Origin of the sequence: Brevundimonas diminuta 3F5N, assembly GCF_900163625.1 — a bacterium.
Taxonomy (GTDB): domain Bacteria; phylum Pseudomonadota; class Alphaproteobacteria; order Caulobacterales; family Caulobacteraceae; genus Brevundimonas; species Brevundimonas diminuta_A.
This window is the reverse complement of the sequence record NZ_FUIE01000044.1, coordinates 1-16,607: the sequence shown is the minus strand read 5'-3', so window position 1 is coordinate 16,607 and position 16,607 is coordinate 1. Positions and strand designations below refer to the sequence as shown.

The 16,607-nt window shown below is 68.8% G+C and carries 18 protein-coding genes; 5 read left to right on the top strand and 13 right to left on the bottom strand.

What is annotated here, in order from left to right:
- Nucleotide 1: 1 nt before the first annotated feature.
- From FM111_RS08195 to hmgA, 3 genes are all read left to right on the top strand, one after another.
- The gene (locus FM111_RS08195; RefSeq protein WP_087140478.1) at nucleotides 2-1,120 is read left to right on the top strand and encodes an acyl-CoA dehydrogenase family protein; all 1,119 of its coding nucleotides are present in this window, start codon (nucleotides 2-4) and stop codon (nucleotides 1,118-1,120) included.
- An 88-nt stretch (nucleotides 1,121-1,208) separates the two neighbouring features.
- Complete coding sequence (locus tag FM111_RS08190; protein ID WP_087140477.1) at nucleotides 1,209-1,562, top strand: endonuclease domain-containing protein; 354 nt, start codon at nucleotides 1,209-1,211, stop codon at nucleotides 1,560-1,562.
- A 142-nt stretch (nucleotides 1,563-1,704) separates the two neighbouring features.
- Nucleotides 1,705-2,997, top strand: a complete 1,293-nt coding sequence (gene hmgA / locus FM111_RS08185; RefSeq protein ID WP_087140476.1) for a homogentisate 1,2-dioxygenase — start codon at nucleotides 1,705-1,707, stop codon at nucleotides 2,995-2,997.
- Between the two features lie 74 nt (nucleotides 2,998-3,071).
- Here hmgA and FM111_RS08180 read toward each other — a convergent pair whose 3' ends face one another.
- From FM111_RS08180 to FM111_RS08120, 13 genes are all read right to left on the bottom strand, one after another.
- Nucleotides 3,072-3,374 (bottom strand): hypothetical protein, encoded by a 303-nt coding sequence (locus tag FM111_RS08180; protein ID WP_087140475.1) that lies wholly within the window; start codon nucleotides 3,372-3,374, stop codon nucleotides 3,072-3,074.
- A 73-nt stretch (nucleotides 3,375-3,447) separates the two neighbouring features.
- Nucleotides 3,448-4,416, bottom strand: coding sequence for a glucokinase (glk, locus tag FM111_RS08175; RefSeq protein WP_087140474.1), 969 nt, complete (start codon nucleotides 4,414-4,416; stop codon nucleotides 3,448-3,450).
- Between the two features lie 11 nt (nucleotides 4,417-4,427).
- Entirely contained in the window at nucleotides 4,428-6,317 is a 1,890-nt protein-coding gene (gene edd, locus FM111_RS08170) for a phosphogluconate dehydratase (protein WP_087140473.1), read from the bottom strand.
- Nucleotides 6,317-7,018 (bottom strand): 6-phosphogluconolactonase, encoded by a 702-nt coding sequence (gene pgl / locus FM111_RS08165; protein WP_087140472.1) that lies wholly within the window; start codon nucleotides 7,016-7,018, stop codon nucleotides 6,317-6,319. Before pgl ends, edd begins: the two co-directional genes overlap by 1 nt.
- A 178-nt stretch (nucleotides 7,019-7,196) precedes the next feature.
- A complete protein-coding gene (gene zwf, locus FM111_RS08160) occupies nucleotides 7,197-8,651 on the bottom strand; it encodes a glucose-6-phosphate dehydrogenase (RefSeq protein WP_087140471.1) in 1,455 nt (484 codons plus the stop codon).
- Between the two features lie 41 nt (nucleotides 8,652-8,692).
- Nucleotides 8,693-9,331: a bifunctional phosphoribosyl-AMP cyclohydrolase/phosphoribosyl-ATP diphosphatase HisIE gene (hisIE, locus tag FM111_RS08155; protein WP_087140470.1), complete on the bottom strand. Its 639-nt coding sequence runs from the start codon at nucleotides 9,329-9,331 to the stop codon at nucleotides 8,693-8,695.
- Nucleotides 9,331-10,098 (bottom strand): imidazole glycerol phosphate synthase subunit HisF, encoded by a 768-nt coding sequence (hisF, locus tag FM111_RS08150; RefSeq protein ID WP_087140469.1) that lies wholly within the window; start codon nucleotides 10,096-10,098, stop codon nucleotides 9,331-9,333. The genes hisIE and hisF overlap by 1 nt, the downstream gene beginning before the upstream one ends.
- Nucleotides 10,088-10,846: a 1-(5-phosphoribosyl)-5-[(5-phosphoribosylamino)methylideneamino]imidazole-4-carboxamide isomerase gene (gene hisA / locus FM111_RS08145; RefSeq protein WP_087140468.1), complete on the bottom strand. Its 759-nt coding sequence runs from the start codon at nucleotides 10,844-10,846 to the stop codon at nucleotides 10,088-10,090. Before hisA ends, hisF begins: the two co-directional genes overlap by 11 nt.
- A complete protein-coding gene (gene hisH, locus FM111_RS08140) occupies nucleotides 10,843-11,460 on the bottom strand; it encodes an imidazole glycerol phosphate synthase subunit HisH (RefSeq protein ID WP_087140467.1) in 618 nt (205 codons plus the stop codon). The genes hisA and hisH overlap by 4 nt, the downstream gene beginning before the upstream one ends.
- Before the next feature lie 166 nt (nucleotides 11,461-11,626).
- Entirely contained in the window at nucleotides 11,627-13,060 is a 1,434-nt protein-coding gene (hisB, locus tag FM111_RS08135; RefSeq protein ID WP_087140466.1) for an imidazoleglycerol-phosphate dehydratase HisB, read from the bottom strand.
- 160 nt (nucleotides 13,061-13,220) lie between these two features.
- Nucleotides 13,221-14,528, bottom strand: coding sequence for a histidinol dehydrogenase (gene hisD, locus FM111_RS08130; RefSeq protein ID WP_087140465.1), 1,308 nt, complete (start codon nucleotides 14,526-14,528; stop codon nucleotides 13,221-13,223).
- On the bottom strand, nucleotides 14,528-15,409 hold the full coding sequence (gene hisG / locus FM111_RS08125) for an ATP phosphoribosyltransferase (RefSeq protein ID WP_087140464.1): 882 nt from the start codon (nucleotides 15,407-15,409) through the stop codon (nucleotides 14,528-14,530). The genes hisD and hisG overlap by 1 nt, the downstream gene beginning before the upstream one ends.
- A 9-nt stretch (nucleotides 15,410-15,418) precedes the next feature.
- Nucleotides 15,419-15,715, bottom strand: coding sequence for a YerC/YecD family TrpR-related protein (locus FM111_RS08120; RefSeq protein WP_087140463.1), 297 nt, complete (start codon nucleotides 15,713-15,715; stop codon nucleotides 15,419-15,421).
- Nucleotides 15,716-15,811: 96 nt separating this feature from the next.
- Here FM111_RS08120 and FM111_RS08115 point away from each other — a divergent pair, with 96 nt between their 5' ends.
- Nucleotides 15,812-16,165, top strand: a complete 354-nt coding sequence (locus tag FM111_RS08115; protein ID WP_087140462.1) for an endonuclease domain-containing protein — start codon at nucleotides 15,812-15,814, stop codon at nucleotides 16,163-16,165.
- 102 nt (nucleotides 16,166-16,267) lie between these two features.
- On the top strand, nucleotides 16,268-16,607 hold a 340-nt coding region (locus FM111_RS08110; protein ID WP_179205056.1), incomplete at its 3' end, for an FAD-dependent oxidoreductase.

Genomic DNA, 16,607 nt, shown 5'->3' with positions numbered 1-16,607 from the left:
CATGCCCCTGATCTTGACCGAAGAGCAGATCATGCTTCAGGACGCCGCCGACGGCTTCCTGAACGAACGCGCGCCCATCGCCCATCTGCGCCAGTTGCGCGACAGCCGCGACCCTGACGGCGTCTCACGCGACCTGTGGCGGGCGTTCGGCGAGATGGGCTTTTCCGGCGTCGTCATCCCCGAGGAAGACGGCGGCTCGGGCCTCGGCGCCGTCGAGGCGGGCGTCATCGCCGAGAGTCTAGGCCGTACCCTGACGCCGTCGCCCTTCATGGGCTCGTCCGTGCTGGCGGCGACGGTGCTGAAGGCGGCGGGGTCGCAGACGCAGAAGGCTTGGCTGGGCCGGATCGCGGCGGGCGAGGCCATCCTCAGCCTCGCCGTCGACGAAGGGCCCAAACACGCGCCCGCAAAGATCGCTGCGCACGCCGAACGCTCCGGTAATGGTTTCAAACTGGACGGCGCCAAGGGCTTCGTGCTGGACGGCCATGTCGCCGACGCGCTGATCGTCGCGGCGCAAACCGACGACGGCCTGACCCTGTTCCTGATCGATCCGGCGACGCCGGGCGTCTCGGTCGAGCGCACCGTCATGGTCGACGCCCACAACGCCGCCCGTGTGACCTTGGCGGGCGTTCAGGTCGACGCCGACGCCGTCATCGGCGTCGTGGGTGAGGGGCAGGGACCGCTGGACGCCGCCCTGACGCTAGGCCGCGCCTGCGCTGCTTCGTCGCTGGTCGGAGCGGGGGATCAGGCGTTCAGGGTGACGCTCGACTATCTGAAAACCCGCAAGCAATTCGGCCGACTGATCGGCGAGTTTCAGGCCCTGCAGCACCGCGCCGCCCACCTGTTCACCGAGTTGGAGCTGGCTAAGGCGGCGACGCTGGCCGCGCTTCAGGCCATCGACGCGGGCCGCCCCGACGCCGAGCAGGCCGCGGGTATCGCCAAGGCCAAGGCTGGTCGCGTCGCCGAACTGGCGGTGCAGGAGGCGGTCCAGATGCACGGCGGCGTCGGCATGACGGACGAGTTCGACGTCGGCCTGTTCATGAAGCGCGTCCGCGTCCTGAACGAACTGCTCGGCGACGCCCATTTCCACGCCGAGCGTCTGGCGCGCGCGCAGGGCTTTTAACCCCTTCTCCCCTTGAGGGAGAAGGTGGCCTGCGAAGCAGGTCGGATGAGGGGTGTCAGCGCGTCCTGATCTGGTTAAGCTTTGCGCTATGGAGAAGCCCTCCGACAGAAGCCGCACATTCGCTCGCCGGTCACGCAGCGCGCCGACTGAGGCTGAAGCCGCGCTCTGGGGGCTCCTGAAAGAGCGGCGGCTGCATGGATTCAAATTCCGCAGGCAGGTTCCGATCGGTCCCTATGTCGCAGACTTCGCCTGCCACGCCCTCAAGCTGGTCGTCGAAGTCGACGGCGGGATCCATCGCCTGACCGAAGCACGGGACGCCGACCGTGACGCCTGGTTGGCCGAGGCTGGCTATACGGTGCTGCGCTTCGACAACTCCGCGATACTGCACAACCCGAACTTCGTGTTCGACGCAGTGCGCCGACACGTTGAAGGGCGGCGCTAACACCCCTCATCCGTCTTGCTCCGCAAGCCACCTTCTCCCTCAAGGGGAGAAGGATGATGCGTTTGATCCAGGGCAAAGCTGGACCGTGCCGGGGTGACGCATCGGTCTCGCCCGGCTAAACCTCCCGCAAGGGAGAAACGACATGACGCGATCCAACGCGCCCGCCTATCAGACAGGCTTCGCCAACCACTTCGCCACCGAGGCGATGGACGGCGCCCTGCCGGTCGGCCGCAACTCGCCGCAGCGCCCGGCGCTGGGCCTCTATGCCGAACAGCTGTCGGGCGCGGCCTTCACCGCCCCGCGCGACCACAATCTGCGCAGCTGGCTGTATCGCCTGCGGCCCTCGGCCCAGCACGGGCCGTATCAGCCGTTCGCGCAAGGCCGTGTGCGCTCCGGCCCCTTCACCGAGACGCCGCCCAATCCCAACCGGATGCGCTGGGATCCGCTGACCATGCCGGACCAGCCGACCGACTGGGTCGAGGGGCTGACCACCTATGGTGGTAACGGCGACGCCGATTCCGGGACGGGCGTGGGCGTCCACCTCTATGTCGCCAACCGTTCGATGGTCGACCGCGTCTTCTATTCCGCCGACGGCGAATTGCTGATCGTGCCGCAGCAAGGGGCGCAGCGCTTCGTCACCGAGATGGGCGTGATCGAGGCCGCGCCGGGCCACATCGTCGTCATCCCGCGCGGCGTGCGCTTCCGGGTCGAGGTGGATGGCGAAGTTCGCGGCTATGTCTGCGAGAACTACGGTTCGCCCTTCCGCCTGCCGGACCTCGGCCCCATCGGCTCGAACGGCCTGGCCAATCCGCGCGACTTCGAGACGCCGGTCGCCACCTTCGAGGACGTGGATCGCCCGACGCAGTGCGTACAGAAATACGGCGGCCAGCTGTGGGCTACGACCTTCGACCACAGCCCGCTGGACGTTGTGGCGTGGCACGGCAACTACGCCCCCTATCGCTATGACACGGCGCGGTTCAACACCATCGGCACGGTCAGCTTCGACCACCCGGACCCGTCGATCTTCACTGTCCTGACCTCGCCCAGCGACACGCCCGGCACGGCCAACTGCGACTTCGTCATCTTCCCGCCGCGCTGGATGGTGGCCGAGGACACCTTCCGCCCGCCGTGGTTCCACCGCAACGTCATGAGCGAGTTCATGGGGCTGATCTTCGGCGAGTATGACGCCAAGGCGGGCGGCTTCGCCCCCGGCGGCGCCTCGTTGCACAACCGCATGAGCGGCCACGGCCCGGACCAGGCCAGCTGGGACGGCGCGACGAAGGCGGATCTCAAGCCGCACAAGATCGAGAACACCCTGGCCTTCATGTTCGAGACGCGGATGCCGATCCGCACCACGGCCTGGGCCGAACAGACGCCGTTGATGCAGCTCGACTACGACGACTGCTGGACCGGCTTTGAAAAGGGCAAGGTCTGAAGCCTTCCCCTGATCCGATATGAAAAGGGCCCCGCCGCGATCGCGACGGGGCCCTTCTTCTATGCGAGGTCCGTTTAGGACTTCGGCGGCGTGTTCGAGGTGGTCATGCCGCCATCGATGTTGCCGGCCTCGGCCTTGATGGCGTCGGCCTTCTCATCGGCCTTTTTCTCCACGGCGTCAGCCTGAGCGTTCAGGGCGTCGGCCTGGGCCGCGGTCGGGGCGGCGTCGGCCTGGTTCTCAAGCTGGGTCGCCGTCACATCGGCCTGGGCCTCCACGGCGTCGGCGCGGGCGTCGGCTTCCTTTTCGGCCGGGTTCTGGCAGGCGGCTAGGCCGGTCAGGGCGGCGACGGAGACGGCGGCGAGAACGAGTTTGCGCATGGTGATGCTCCAGATGGTTGAACCTTGGAAACTCGCTGGATCACATTCGGTTCACGCGTCCGTGATCACATTTTCAGCCCGCCTCGGCGAATGCCACGCGCGCGGCGCCCAGAAGGGCGGCGTGTTTATGCAGGATCACCTTGGTCGGAATAGCGGCCATATAGTCCTGGAACCGACCCTTGCGCTCGAACCGTCGACGGAAGGGGCTGGCCTGGATGAAGGGCAGGATGCGCGGCACGATCCCGCCGGCGATATAGACCCCGCCGCGCGCCCCGGTGGTCAGGGCGATGTCCCCAGCCGCCGCGCCCAGCATGGCGCAGAAACGGGCCAGGGTGGCGCCGCAGGGGCTGTTCGGATCGTCCAGCGCCTGGGCCGTGATCTGGGCGGGGTCGTCGATATGGGTCTCGCGGCCGTCGATCTCGGCCAGTGCGCGGTGCAGGTTCAGCAGGCCCGGCCCGCAGATCAGCCGTTCGATCGAGACGCGGTCATACCGGCGGCGCAGGATGCGCAGCACTTCGTCCTCGACAGGATCGCCGGGCGCGAAACAGGCGTGGCCGCCCTCGCTGGGCAGGGCCATCTCGCGGCCGTGAGCATCACGCGCCAAGGCGGAGACGCCGAAGCCCGTTCCCGGTCCGACCAGGGCGATGGCGGCGTGCGGGTCGCCCTGGGCCGGGCCGCCCAGAGACGCCAGTTCGTCTTCGGGCACGACCGGCGCGCCCCAGGCCAGGGCCTCGAAATCGTTGATCAGCCGGATCGGGTTCAGCCCCAGCGTCTGAAGCTCGCCCTCCGATACGCGCCAGGGCGAGTTGGTCAGGTCGATGGCGCCGTCCGTCACCGGCCCGGCCACGGCGATGACGCCGCCCGTCGGCTGGACCGGGCAGCCGTCGAGATAGGCCTTCACCCCCTCCAGAAAGGTCGGGTGGGTCTCGGCGGGAAAGCTCTCGAAATGCTCCAGTCGAGGGCGACCGTCGACCATGCGGGCCAGGGCGAAGCGGGCGTTGGTGCCGCCGACGTCGCCGACCAGAAGCAGGGGATCGGTCATGCGGCTCTCCTTCAGGCGTCGACCGTCCGGTCGACGAGATTGGGGTCGGGCGGGCCGTCGTCATGGCCATCGGCGCCGATGGCGGAGGCGAAGCAGACGCTGGCCCCTGCTTCCGCCGCCGACACCGCCTGGCGGAAGGCGCCGAACAGCTCGCGGCCATAGCCCCAGGACGAGCCCTCGGCATGGGCGCGCGAGCGTGTCGCCGCCGGACGGGCGGACAGGTCGCCGACGTCGACCGTGGTCAGCACTCCGGCCTCGGGGTCCAGACGAATGACGTCGCCGTCGCGGACATGGGCCAGCGGCCCGCCCGCCAGCGCCTCGGGGCTGACGTGGATGGCGGCGGGCGTCTTGCCGCTGGCGCCCGACATGCGGCCGTCGGTGACGAAGGCGACCTTGAAGCCCTTGTCCTGCAGCACGCTCAGCGCCGGGGATAGGCTGTGCAGTTCCGGCATTCCATTGGCGCGCGGTCCCTGAAAGCGCAGCACCACCACGACGTCGCGGTTCAGCTTCCCGTCCTTGAAGGCCTGAAGCGCGTCTTCCTGCGTCTCGAACACGGCGGCGGGAGCCTCGACGATGCGGTTCTCAGGCTTCACTGCCGAGATCTTGATGACCGCTCGGCCCAGATCGCCCTGCACCAGCCGCAGGCCGCCCTCGCGGTCGAACGGGTCGGAGGCGGGGCGCAGGATGCTGAGATCCAGACTCTGCTTCACCGTGTCGCGCCAGACCAGTTCGCCGTCCTCCAGCCGCGGCTCCTTGAAATAAGCCTCCAGTCCTCGGCCCATGATGGTCGTCACATCGGGATGCAGGTTGCCCGCCTCGACCAGTTCTCGGGTGACGAAGGCGACACCGCCGGCCGCCTGGAAGGCGTTCACATCGGCTGAACCGTTCGGATAGACGCGCGCCAGCAGCGGCGTGACCGAGGACAGCTGGTCCATGTCGGTCCAGTCGATCAGCACCCCCGCCGCCCGCGCCATGGCGACCAGATGGATGGCGTGATTGGTCGAGCCGCCGGTGGCCAGCAGGGCGACGATCATGTTGACGATGGTCTTTTCCGACACGACGTCGGCCAGTCGACCTTTGCCTTCGCGCGCCAGTTCGATCGCCCGCTTGGCCGCCGCCGCCGTCAGGGCGTCGCGCAGGCCCGTATCCGGGTGGACGAAGGCGGTCGAGGGCATATGCAGCCCGGCGATCTCCATCATCATCTGGTTGGAGTTGGCCGTGCCGTAGAAGGTGCAGGTGCCGGGCGAATGATAGGAGGCGATCTCGCTTTTCAGCAGTTCGGCGCGGTCGATCAGCCCCTGCGCATATTCGGCGCGGACGCGGGCCTTCTCGGCGTTGGGAAGGCCGCTGGGCATCGGCCCGGCCGGGGCGAAGACGACGGGCAGATGGCCGAACGCCAGCGCCCCCATGAACAGGCCCGGCACGATCTTGTCGCACACCCCCAGCATCAGGGCGGCGTCGAAGGCGTCGTGGGTCAGGGCCACTCCCGTCGACATGGCGATGACGTCGCGGCTGAACAGGCTCAGCTCCATGCCGGGGCGTCCTTGGGTGACGCCGTCGCACATGGCCGGGGTTCCGCCTGCCACCTGCGCCGTGGCGTCGACCTCGCGTGCGGCGTGTCTGATGATATCGGGAAAGCGTTCGAACGGCTGATGCGCCGACAGCATGTCGTTATAGGCGGTGACGACGCCGAGGTTGGGCTGGGCGCCGGTCATGGCCGTCAGCTTGTCGGCCACGGTTTGACCGGCGAAGGCGTGGGCCCAGTTGGCGCAGGACAGCTTGGCCCGCCCGGACCCCGACCCCGTCGCCGCGTCCATGCGGCGCAGATAGTCGGCGCGGGTCTTGCGGCTGCGTTCGACGATGCGGGCGGTGACCTCGGCCACCACAGGATTGAGCGCCATCACCCGGCCTCCGTCCACAACACTTCAAGGGGGGCGTTCGCCGCGATCAGGGCAGCGACAGGGCTGACGGCGGGGTCGCCCGCCGCCTCGCGCTCGAACACGGCGCGCTTCTTCGCCCCGGTCAGGGCCAACACCACGCGCCGGGCGCCGGCCAGCCACGAAAGGTTGAGCGTCAGCCGCTCCTGCGGCGGCGCCGCGCCGTCGCGCCCGGCGGGCACGCCATAGACGGCGGGTTTCAGGCTCGGCGTCAGCAGGGTGGTCAGCGTCGGACTGCCGGGGAACATCGAACAGATATGCCCATCCTCGCCCATGCCCAGCAGGACGGCGTCCAGCGCCCGCCCCTCGGCGGTCAATGCCTGAGAGGCGAGGGCGGCGGCCCGATCCACCGTCACCGCGGGGCTATAGAGCGGGATGAAACGTGCGGTGGCGGCCGGTCCGATCAGCAGGGAGCGCTTCAACAGGGCCGCGTTCGAGTCCGGCGACGCCTCGGGCACATAACGCTCGTCCACCAGCGTCGCCGTGACCTTGGTCCAGTCGAGATCGCTCTGCGCCAACCGCGTATAGATGGGTGACGGCGTCGACCCGCCCGACCCGGCGAACAGAGCGCGGCCGTCAGCGGCCAGCGCATCCGCCAGCGCGCCGGCCAGCCGGTCGGCGGCGGCGTCCGCCCAAGCATCGCGGCTATGAAAATTCTGGATCATGCCGACACTTCCCTTCTCCCCTCGGGGGAGAAGGTGGGCCGCAGCGGGGCTCGGATGAGGGGGCGGCCGGATATGGTCGCGACGTCAAAGGTCGAGCGGGCGGACACAGCCCCCTCATCCGACCTGCTCCGCAGGCCACCTTCTCCCTCGAGGGGAGAAGGAAAGCAGTGGGCGTTTCTCATCGCACGTTCCACTTCCGCCCTGTGCGCGACAGCAGCACGTCGGCCGCCTCCGGCCCCCAGCTTCCCGCCGGGTAATCCAGCGGCCGACACTCGCGGCAGGCCCAGGCGTCCGCCACCTCATCGACCCATTTCCACGCCTGCTCGGCCTCGTCGCGGCGCACGAACAGGGTAGAGTCGCCGTGCAGGGCGTCCAGCAGCAGCCGTTCATAGGCCACGCGGCGACGCGGCGGCGCGCCATCCTTGCCGTCCTGCCCCCACGACAGGCTCATCCGGATCGGCTGAAGCTGCATCCGCTGCTCCAGCCCCGGCTTCTTGTTCATCACCGACAGGGCGATGTCCTCGTCCGGCTGCAGCTCGATCACCAGCCGGTTGTCATAGATGTCTCCGCGCTCTCCATGTCCGAAGATGGAGTGGGGCACCGGCTTGAACTGGATGACGATCTCGGTGCGCTTTTCGGATAGCCGCTTGCCGGTCCGCATGAAGAAGGGCACCCCCGCCCAGCGCCAGTTGTCGATATCGGCGCGGATGGCCACGAAGGTTTCGGTGTCCGACGGTTGGCCGCGCTCGGTCCGGTAGCTTTCGACCGGGCGCCCCTCGACCTCTCCCGCCGTATACTGGCCGCGCACGGTGACGCGCTCGGCGTCCTCGGCCATGACGGGGCGAAGTGAGCGCAGCACCTTCACCTTCTCATTGCGCACCGAGTCCGGGTCCAGATCGCTGGGCGGTTCCATCGCCACCAGGCACAGCAGCTGCAGCATATGGTTCTGCACCATGTCCCGCAGGGCGCCGTATTCGTCGTAATAGGGCCAGCGATCGCCGACGCCGACCGTCTCTCCGATCGTGATCTGCACATGGTCGACGGTCAGATTGTTCCACAACGGTTCGAAGATGGCGTTGCCGAAGCGCAGGGCGATCAGGTTCTGCACCGTCTCCTTGCCGAGGTAGTGGTCGATGCGGAACACCTGCCGCTCGTCAAAGGCGTGGGCCACGGCGTCGTCGATTTCGCGGAAGCTTTCCAGATCACGGCCGACCGGCTTTTCCAGCACGATGCGGTCGTCAGGTCCGGCCAGACCCGCCGTCTTCATCGCCGTGACGATGCGGCCATACAGCGACGGCGACACCGCCAGAAAGGCCGTGACCGCGCCCTCGCCGCAGCGCGCCTTCAGCGGCTTCAGGCTTTCGGCGTCTGTGGCGTCGAGCGCTAGGTATTCCAGCCGCCTGGCCAGTCGGCGCCAGCTGTCTTCGCTCCAGGCGCCGTCGGCCTCGGCGCGGGGCTGCACCGCCGCGCGCACGCGGTCCAGATAGGCGTCGGTCGTCTCCTCCGTGCGGGCGGCGGCGATGATCTTCAACCCGTCCGGCAGCAGGCCGTCGTGATCCAGAAAATACAGCGACGGCAGCAACATCCGCAGGGCGAGGTCGCCCCCGCCTCCGAACAGTATCAGCGTCGCCATCCAGGTCTCCTTCGCTTGAGGCCGACCCGCACAGCGGGCCGTCAGCCTTTGCCGTCGGCCTTCATCGTGGCCGCTTCCGCCCGCCGGGCCAAGACGTCCAGCACGTCCTGAAACACCATGTCACGCGCGTGCAGAAGCACCAGCAGGTGATAGATCAAATCCGCCGCCTCGCTGGCGAGTTCCGCATCATCTCCCGCCGCCCCGGCCAGAGCCGTCTCGACACCCTCTTCGCCGACTTTCTGCGCCGCGCGTTTGGGGCCTTGGGCGATCAGGCGGGCGGTCCAGCTGTCGTTGGGATCAGCCTGAGCCCGGACATGGATGGTGCGCTCCAGCCGCCCGATGCGGCCCAGCCCCGGCGCGTCCTCGTCGCCGAAGCAGCTGATGCGGTTCAGATGGCAGGCGTTGCCGACCGGGCGCACCTTTACCACCACGGCATCGCCGTCGCAGTCGGGCGTCACCGAGACGACATTGAGGAAGTCGCCCGAGGTCTCGCCCTTGCGCCATCGCCCCCCGCGCGAGCGTGAAAAGAAGGTCGCCTGTCCGCTGTCCAGCGTCTCACGCAGCGCCGCTTCGTCCATATAGGCCAGCGTCAGCACCTGAAGGGTGTCGGCGTCCTGCACCACGGCGGGGATCAGGCCGCCGCCCTTGGCGAAGTCGATCTTGGAAATGTCGAACGCCATCATATCCTCATCTCCACGCCCTGCTGGTCCAGATAACGCTTCAACTCGGGGATCGCGATCGCGCCCGAGTGGAACACGCTGGCCGCCAGCGCGCCCGACACGTCGGCCTCCACGAACACCTCGCGGAAATGCTCAGCCGCGCCCGCTCCGCCGGACGCCACCAGCGGGATCGTTAGTCGCCTGCGCGCCTCGGCCAACTGAGCCACGTCATACCCTTTGCGCACTCCGTCCTGATCAATGCAGTTCAGCACGATCTCACCCGCGCCCAACCCTTGCGCCTCGACGATCCAGTCCATCGTCAGCCGCCCGGCGCCGCGCCGGGCGTGCGGATCGCCGGTGTATTGATGCACCCGCCATTCGCCGTCCTGAAAGGCGCTGTCGACGCCGACGACAACGCATTGGCGCCCCAGCCGCGCGGCCATCTCGCCGATCAGTTCGGGCCGCTCCAGCGCGGGCGAGTTGATCGACACCTTGTCCGCCCCGTGGTCGAGACAGCGCGCCGCCTGCTCCACCGTGCGGACGCCGCCCGCCACGCAGAAGGGGATGTCCAGCAGCCGGGCGATATCCTGCACCCAGCCATAGTCCAGCGTTCGCCCTTCCGGGCTGGCGGTGATGTCGTAGAAGACCAGTTCGTCGGCGCCCTGATCGCGATAGCGCGCGGCCAGTTCGGCGGCGTCGCCCATGTCGACGTGCCCCTCGAACCGCACGCCCTTGACCACGCGGCCGTCCTTCACGTCGAGGCAGGGGATGATGCGCCTAGCGGTCATTGGCCGAAACCGGGACCCTGTTCACGGCCTTGATGGCTTCGGCCACGGTAAAGCGGCCGGCATAGAGGGCGCGGCCGATAATGGCCCCGGCGCAGCCGATCGCCTTGGCTGCGATCAGGTCGTCGAGGTCGGCTGCCCCGCCTGAAGCTTGAATCTCCAGCTCAGGCCGACGGTTGATGGCCTCGGAAAGCAGTCCTTGATTCAGGCCGGTCATGGCGCCGTCACGACCGACGTCCGTGATCAGGATATGGCGCAGCATTCCGACTGGGTAGCGATCCAGCACGCTCCACAGATCCACACCCGATGACTGGGTCCAGCCCTTCAGGGCGGGCACGGGCTGACCGTCCTCATACTTGACGTCGAGGGCCAGGGTGATGACCTCGGGGCCGAACTGTTCCAGCCATTTCAGCACCTGATCCGTATCGGTGACGGCCAGAGATCCGATGACGACACGGCTGATGCCGGCGCCCAACAGGTGCTCGATATCCTTTGCCGAGCGGACGCCGCCGCCGGATTGGACCTTGATGTGCACGGCCCGGGCCATGTCGCCGATCAGTTCATACTGGCGCGCCTCGCCCGCTTTGGCGCCGTCCAGGTCGATGACGTGGATCCACTCGGCGCCCTCGGCGGCAAAGGCCGCCAGCCGGTTGGCGGGATGGGCGTCATAACGGGTCACGTGACTGAAATCGCCGTGCAGAAGGCGAACCGCATGGCCGTCGATCAGGTCAATGGCGGGATAGATGATCACGCGGGCAACTCCAGAAAGTTCTTCAAGATACGCGCGCCGGCGGCGGCGGACCGTTCCGGGTGAAACTGGCAGCCCCAGCGGTTGCCGCTGTTGACCACGGCGGGGACAGCGATGCCGTAGTCGGCGGCGGCGAGGGTCGCCGGGCCGTCGGGGCAGACGAAGCCATGGACGAAGTAGGCCCAGTCGCCGTCTTTCACGCCGTCCAACAGCGGGTCGTCGCGACGGATCGTCAGGCGGCTCCAGCCCATGTGCGGCGAAGGGCGCGACGGCGCGGGAAGGATGGCCTCGACCCGGCCGGGGATCAGACCCAGCAGGTCGGCGCCCCCATTTTCGGCATCCTCGTCCTCTGCGCTGGCGTCGAACAGCAACTGCTGGCCCAGGCAGACGCCCAGCAAGGGACGAGGGAACCGCCGCAGCGGCTCGATCAGGCCCAGCGTTTTCAGCCGCTGCATGGCATAACCGGCCGCGCCGACGCCGGGCAGGATGATCCGCTCGGCCTCGGCCACATCGGCAGGGTCGTCGGTGATCCGCACCCGCGCGCCCAGCCGCTCCAGCGCGAACCGCACCGAGGCCACATTGCCCGAGCCGTAACCGATCAGGGTGATCTCGCTCATCCTTCTCCCCTCGGGGGAGAAGGTGGGCGCCGAAGGCGCTCGGATGAGGGGGCTGTGTCCGCAGGCAGGACGGCTGACGTTGAGGGTGAGGCGGTCAGCCCCCTCATCCGACCTGCTCCGCAGGCCGCCTTCTCCCCCGAGGGGAGAAGGAAGGCGGACGCGGCCATCACAGCAGGCCCTTGGTGCTGGGCACGACATCGCCCTCCACCCGGATCGCCTGACGCAGGGCGCGCCCCAGCGCCTTAAACACGGCCTCGGTCTTGTGGTGGTCGTCGTCGCCGGTGACGCGGACATGGATCGCTGCGCCCAGATTCTCGGCCAGCGACCGCACGACGTGCGCCGTCAGGTCAGTGCGGTAATCGCCCAGCATCGGCGTGGCGAACGCCCCCTCGAACACCGGATAGGGTCGCCCCGACAGGTCGATGGAGACGCTGGCCTCAGCCTCGTCCATCGGCAGGACGAAGCCATAGCGGCCGATGCCGCGCCGCTCGCCCAGCGCCTGTTTCAGCGCCTGACCCAGCGCAATGGCGCAGTCCTCGATCGTGTGGTGCGGGTCGATGTGCAGGTCGCCCTCGCACGACAGGCGGATGGAGAAGCCTCCGTGCGCCGCCACCTGTTCGATCATGTGGTCGAAGAAGCCGACGCCGGTTTCGATTTTCACCGGCCCGACGCTGTCCAGATCGACGGCGCAGACGATGCGCGTCTCCTTTGTGTCGCGGATGGCCTGACCCGTGCGGTTGCGTCGCGCGGCCGGGCTGGCGGCGCCGAGCGCGGCCAGCAGGCGGTCGTTGACCTCGGGCTTCAGCGAGACGGGCAGGCGCACCCGTTCGCCCGCCGGATCGGCGGCCAGACCATAGCGGCGCAGGGCCTCGACCACGCCCGCCGGATCGGAGGGTTTGGCGATGATCACCGGCCCGACCCCGGCCTCCAGCGCCATGATGCGCGACAGGGCCTCGGCGACGCGGGCGCGCTCGCGGCGCACCCCGGTGATGCGTTCGGCCGTCTCCATCATCCGCGACGGATCCAGCGCCTGCAGGGCCAGCCGCACCGAAACCTCGGGCAGGGCGTAGGGCTCCAGCACGCTCGCCAGCCGGGCGAGCGTCTGCGCTTGCGCCACCGCCGCCCCGACCCGCGCCCCGGCCAGCCCATAGGCCAGCGACAGGCTGCGCAGCACGATCAGATTGGCGTGGCCCTTCACCACGGCGGCGGCGGACGGCGCCTCGGCGAACTCGACCAGCCCCTCGTCCACGACCAGCAGGGCGGGGGCGACGCGCTCGGCCATCTCGGCCACGGCCTCGGGCGAGCCGAGGGCGCGGATGACCACGGCGGCGGTGTCGGCCTTGGCAGCCGGTCGGGCATAGAGGATGGCCACCCTCTGATAGGGTTCGGCGTCCGGCGCCTGCACCTTCAGTCCGTCGCGCGCAGCCAGGCGCCAGACCAGCTCCAGCCCGTGCGTCAGCCCGCGTGTCGGCAGCACCTGATCGGCGCCGACGCCGTAGAGCGCGGCCATGCGGGTCGCCAGCGGGGCAGGCTCGACGGGGTAGCGATCCAGGCCGTCTCCGCCGGAGACGAGGGGCGGATAGGGCGCGGGCAGCGTCATGACCCTTCTCCCCTCGGGGGAGAAGGTGGCTCGCGTAGCGAGACGGATGAGGGGGCGGTGTCCAAAGGCGAGACGGAGGAGGGCGAAGCCAGCACACCCCTCATCCGAGCGCCTCTGGCGCCCACCTTCTCCCTCAAGGGGAGAAGGAAGCGATCGTTCATCATCCCGCGGTCCTCAGGTCGGCGGCTCTGGCGTGGGCCTCCAGCCCCTCCAACCGGGCCAGGGCGGCGGCGACGGGGGCCAGGGCGGCGGCGCCCTGTTCGCTGACGGTCTGGACCGACATGGTGGTCATGAAGCTGGCGGTGGTCACGCCGCCCAGCGTCCGCGCCGCGCCGTCGGTCGGCAGGACGTGGCTCGGCCCCGCCGCATAGTCGCCCAGCGTTTCCGCCGCCCAGCGCCCGACGAAGACGGCGCCCGCCGCGCTGATCCGCTCGACCAGCCGCTCGGCTTCCTGCGTCTGGATCGACAGGTGTTCGGGGCCATAGAGGTTCGCCACCTCGCACGCCTCGGTCCTGTCGCGCACGCGGATGGCGCGGGCTTCGGCCAGAGACGCGCGGGCGATGGCGGCGCGAGGCAGGCGCTCCACCTGACGCTCGACCTCGGCGATGATCTCGCTCAGGGCCGTGCCGCTGTCAGACACCAGAATGACCTGCGCGTCCGCGTCATGCTCGGCCTGGCTCAACAGGTCGGCGGCGACGATCTCGAAATCGGCGTCGCGGTCGGCGATGACCAGCAGTTCCGACGGCCCCGCCGGCAGGTCTTGCGCCGGGCCGCCGGGCAGGGCGGAGGCGTATCGCTTGGCCTCGGCCACATAGGCGTTGCCGGGGCCGAACAGCTTGTCGACGGGCGCGATGACGCCGTCTTCTAGCTTCGCGCCGAAGGTCAGGGCGGCGATGGCCTGCGCCCCGCCCAGCAGCCACAGCTCGTCCAGCCCCGCCTCGGCGGCGGCGGCGATCATGGCCGGGTGGACCGAGCCGTCCTTCGACGGCGGCGTCACGGCGACGCGCCGCCCGACCCCGGCCACGCCTGCCGGAATGGCCAGCATCAGCAGCGACGAGAATAACGGCGCCGTCCCGCCCGGAACATAGAGCCCGGCCGAGCGGATCGGCCGCCAGACCAGTTTGGACTTCACGCCCGGTGTGGTCTCGATGAAGGCGGTGTCCTCGGGCCTCGTGGCCTGATGGAAGACGCGCACATTGTCGGCGGCGACGCGCAGGGCGCGTGCGGCGGCGGGCGGCAGGTCGCGGCGGGCCTTGGTCGCGGCGGCCTCGGTGATGGCGATGCGGCGCGGCGGGGCGCCGTCCAGCCGGGTCGCCCAGTCGGTCACGGCCTCGCCGCCGCGCGCCCGTACGTCGTCGAAGATCTCGCGCACCACGCTGGAGACGAAACCTTCGGTGCGGCGTTGCGGGCGGGCCAGGGCGGCTTTGCGCCCGGCGGCGTCGAGTTGGTTCCAGTCGATACGCTTCATCACATCATCTTCTCGATGGGCAGGACCAGGATGGCCGACGCCCCTTCAGCCTTCAGTTTCTCCAGCGTCTCCCAGAAGACCGCCTCCTGGCAGACGGCGTGGACGGCCACGGCGTCGTCACGGCCCGACAGGGGCATGACGGTCGGCGACCCTGCGCCGGGCAGCAAGGCGGTGATCCGGTCCAGCGCCGTGCGGGGCGCGTTCAGCATCACGTATTTGGCCCCTTGTGAGGACACCACGCCCGCCATCCGCTCGACGATGGAGTCCAGCAGGTGCTGAAGCCCGGCCTCGGGCGGGGTCGGCGACTTGATCAGCACGGCCTGGCTGTCCAGCACCGTGTCGCGCGCGCTCAGACCGTTGGCCTCCAGCGTCGCGCCTGTGGAGACCAGATCGCAGATGGCGGCGGCCAGCTTCAGCCGAGGGGCCACTTCGACCGCGCCGCGCATGGTGACGATGTCCGCATCCACGCCCGCCTCATCCAGAAAGCGGCGCAGAACCTTAGGATAGGAGGTGGCGATCCGTAGGCCCTGCAATGACGCCGGCCCGGCGTAGTCCAGCGCCGGCGGCGTCGCGATCTTCAGCGTGCAGCGGCCGAAGCCCAGCGGCATGACGACCTCGGCGTTCGGCCCGCCGTTCTTCACTTCCTCCAGCACGTTCTCGCCGACGATGCCCAGATCGCAGACCCCGTCCGCCACGAAGGTCGGAATGTCGTCGTCGCGCACCCGCAGCAGGTCGATCGGATAGTTCTCGATCCGATACAGCAGGTCGTTGTTTCCTTTGACCACGCGCAGGCCCGCATCGCGGACCAGATCGAGGCTGCGTTCGGCCAGGCGGCCGGATTTCTGGACGGCGATACGCAGCCGCCCCTGAACCGTGCTCATGATGTCAACTCAGGCTTTCAGTCTGTCCAGCACCAGCCGATAGCCCTGGTGCGGCATGTCCTTCAGGGAGCGCGCGACGCGCACCACGGTGGTCGGGCTGGCCGGGGCCTCGGCGGCGATCTCGCGATAGGTCTTGTCCCCGGCATCCAGCATCCGCGCGACCTGCCACCGCTCGGCCATGGCGCGCAGCTCGGCCGGGGTGCATAGGTCGGCCAGAAAGGCGTCCGCCTCCTCCCGCGTTTTCAGCGAGAGCAGGGCGTCCAGCAGGGCGATCTTGGCGGCGTCGGTGCTCATGGCGCGTTCCATTATGCTGTAACAATGGAACGGTCAAGAGGTGAGTTGACGTCACCTCTTTTTCCTCCCCACGTGTGGGGAGGGGGACCACGTAGTGGTGGAGGGGCTATGCCGCCGACCGTCGAAATCTATCGTCGCGCGTCCAAGATGCGTCGCGCCCTGACGCCGCCCGAGGCGCGGCTATGGACGCAGATCAAAGGCGGCGGCCTCGAAGGACTGAAATTCCGCCGCCAGCATTCGGTCGGCCCCTACATCCTCGACTTCTACTGCCCTGCCGCGCGCCTCGCTGTGGAGGTCGACGGCGCAACGCACGACGACCGGGGCCAAATCGCTCACGACTCGCGACGAACCGCATGGTTGAAAACGCAGGGGATTGAGGTTCTGCGCATCCGGGCCACGGATGTTCGGGATCATCTCGACGGCGTTCTGGCCGTGATCCTGCTTCACGCGACGGGGCGGTAAAGAGCCCCTCCACCACTTCGTGGTCCCCCTCCCCATTGGCATAGGGGAGGAAAATGCTGACGGCCACTCGCTAGTCGCGCTTGGCCACTCTATCTGTCCGCCATGAGCAAGGTAGTGATCATCGGCGCGGGACACGCGGGGGGCTCGGCGGCGGCGCTGCTGAGGCAGTATGGGTTCGAGGGAGAGATCGTCCTGGCGGGGCAGGAGGTTGCGCCGCCCTATCAGCGGCCGCCCCTGTCCAAGGCCTGGCTGAAGGGGGAGGCGGGTCTGGAAGACCTGCTGTTGCGCCCCGAAAGCTTCTACGCCGAGCAGAATATCGCGCTGCGCACCGGCGTCACGGCGACCGCCATCGACGCGGGTGCGAAAACCGTCACCTTCGCCGACGGCACGGTCGAGCCTTACGATGTGCTGATCCTGGCCACCGGCTCGACGGCCCGCAAAC

Excerpts from the sequence above, each read along its gene's own strand:
- FM111_RS08195 (WP_087140478.1), top strand. The coding sequence starts at position 2 with ATGCCCCTGATCTTGACCGAAGAGCAGATCATGCTTCAGGACGCCGCC.
- FM111_RS08190 (WP_087140477.1), top strand. The coding sequence starts at position 1,209 with ATGGAGAAGCCCTCCGACAGAAGCCGCACATTCGCTCGCCGGTCACGC.
- hmgA (WP_087140476.1), top strand. The coding sequence starts at position 1,705 with ATGACGCGATCCAACGCGCCCGCCTATCAGACAGGCTTCGCCAACCAC.
- FM111_RS08180 (WP_087140475.1), bottom strand. The coding sequence starts at position 3,374 with ATGCGCAAACTCGTTCTCGCCGCCGTCTCCGTCGCCGCCCTGACCGGC.
- glk (WP_087140474.1), bottom strand. The coding sequence starts at position 4,416 with ATGACCGATCCCCTGCTTCTGGTCGGCGACGTCGGCGGCACCAACGCC.
- edd (WP_087140473.1), bottom strand. The coding sequence starts at position 6,317 with ATGGCGCTCAATCCTGTGGTGGCCGAGGTCACCGCCCGCATCGTCGAA.
- pgl (WP_087140472.1), bottom strand. The coding sequence starts at position 7,018 with ATGATCCAGAATTTTCATAGCCGCGATGCTTGGGCGGACGCCGCCGCC.
- zwf (WP_087140471.1), bottom strand. The coding sequence starts at position 8,651 with ATGGCGACGCTGATACTGTTCGGAGGCGGGGGCGACCTCGCCCTGCGG.
- hisIE (WP_087140470.1), bottom strand. The coding sequence starts at position 9,331 with ATGGCGTTCGACATTTCCAAGATCGACTTCGCCAAGGGCGGCGGCCTG.
- hisF (WP_087140469.1), bottom strand. The coding sequence starts at position 10,098 with ATGACCGCTAGGCGCATCATCCCCTGCCTCGACGTGAAGGACGGCCGC.
- hisH (WP_087140467.1), bottom strand. The coding sequence starts at position 11,460 with ATGAGCGAGATCACCCTGATCGGTTACGGCTCGGGCAATGTGGCCTCG.
- hisB (WP_087140466.1), bottom strand. The coding sequence starts at position 13,060 with ATGACGCTGCCCGCGCCCTATCCGCCCCTCGTCTCCGGCGGAGACGGC.
- hisD (WP_087140465.1), bottom strand. The coding sequence starts at position 14,528 with ATGAAGCGTATCGACTGGAACCAACTCGACGCCGCCGGGCGCAAAGCC.
- hisG (WP_087140464.1), bottom strand. The coding sequence starts at position 15,409 with ATGAGCACGGTTCAGGGGCGGCTGCGTATCGCCGTCCAGAAATCCGGC.
- FM111_RS08120 (WP_087140463.1), bottom strand. The coding sequence starts at position 15,715 with ATGGAACGCGCCATGAGCACCGACGCCGCCAAGATCGCCCTGCTGGAC.
- FM111_RS08115 (WP_087140462.1), top strand. The coding sequence starts at position 15,812 with ATGCCGCCGACCGTCGAAATCTATCGTCGCGCGTCCAAGATGCGTCGC.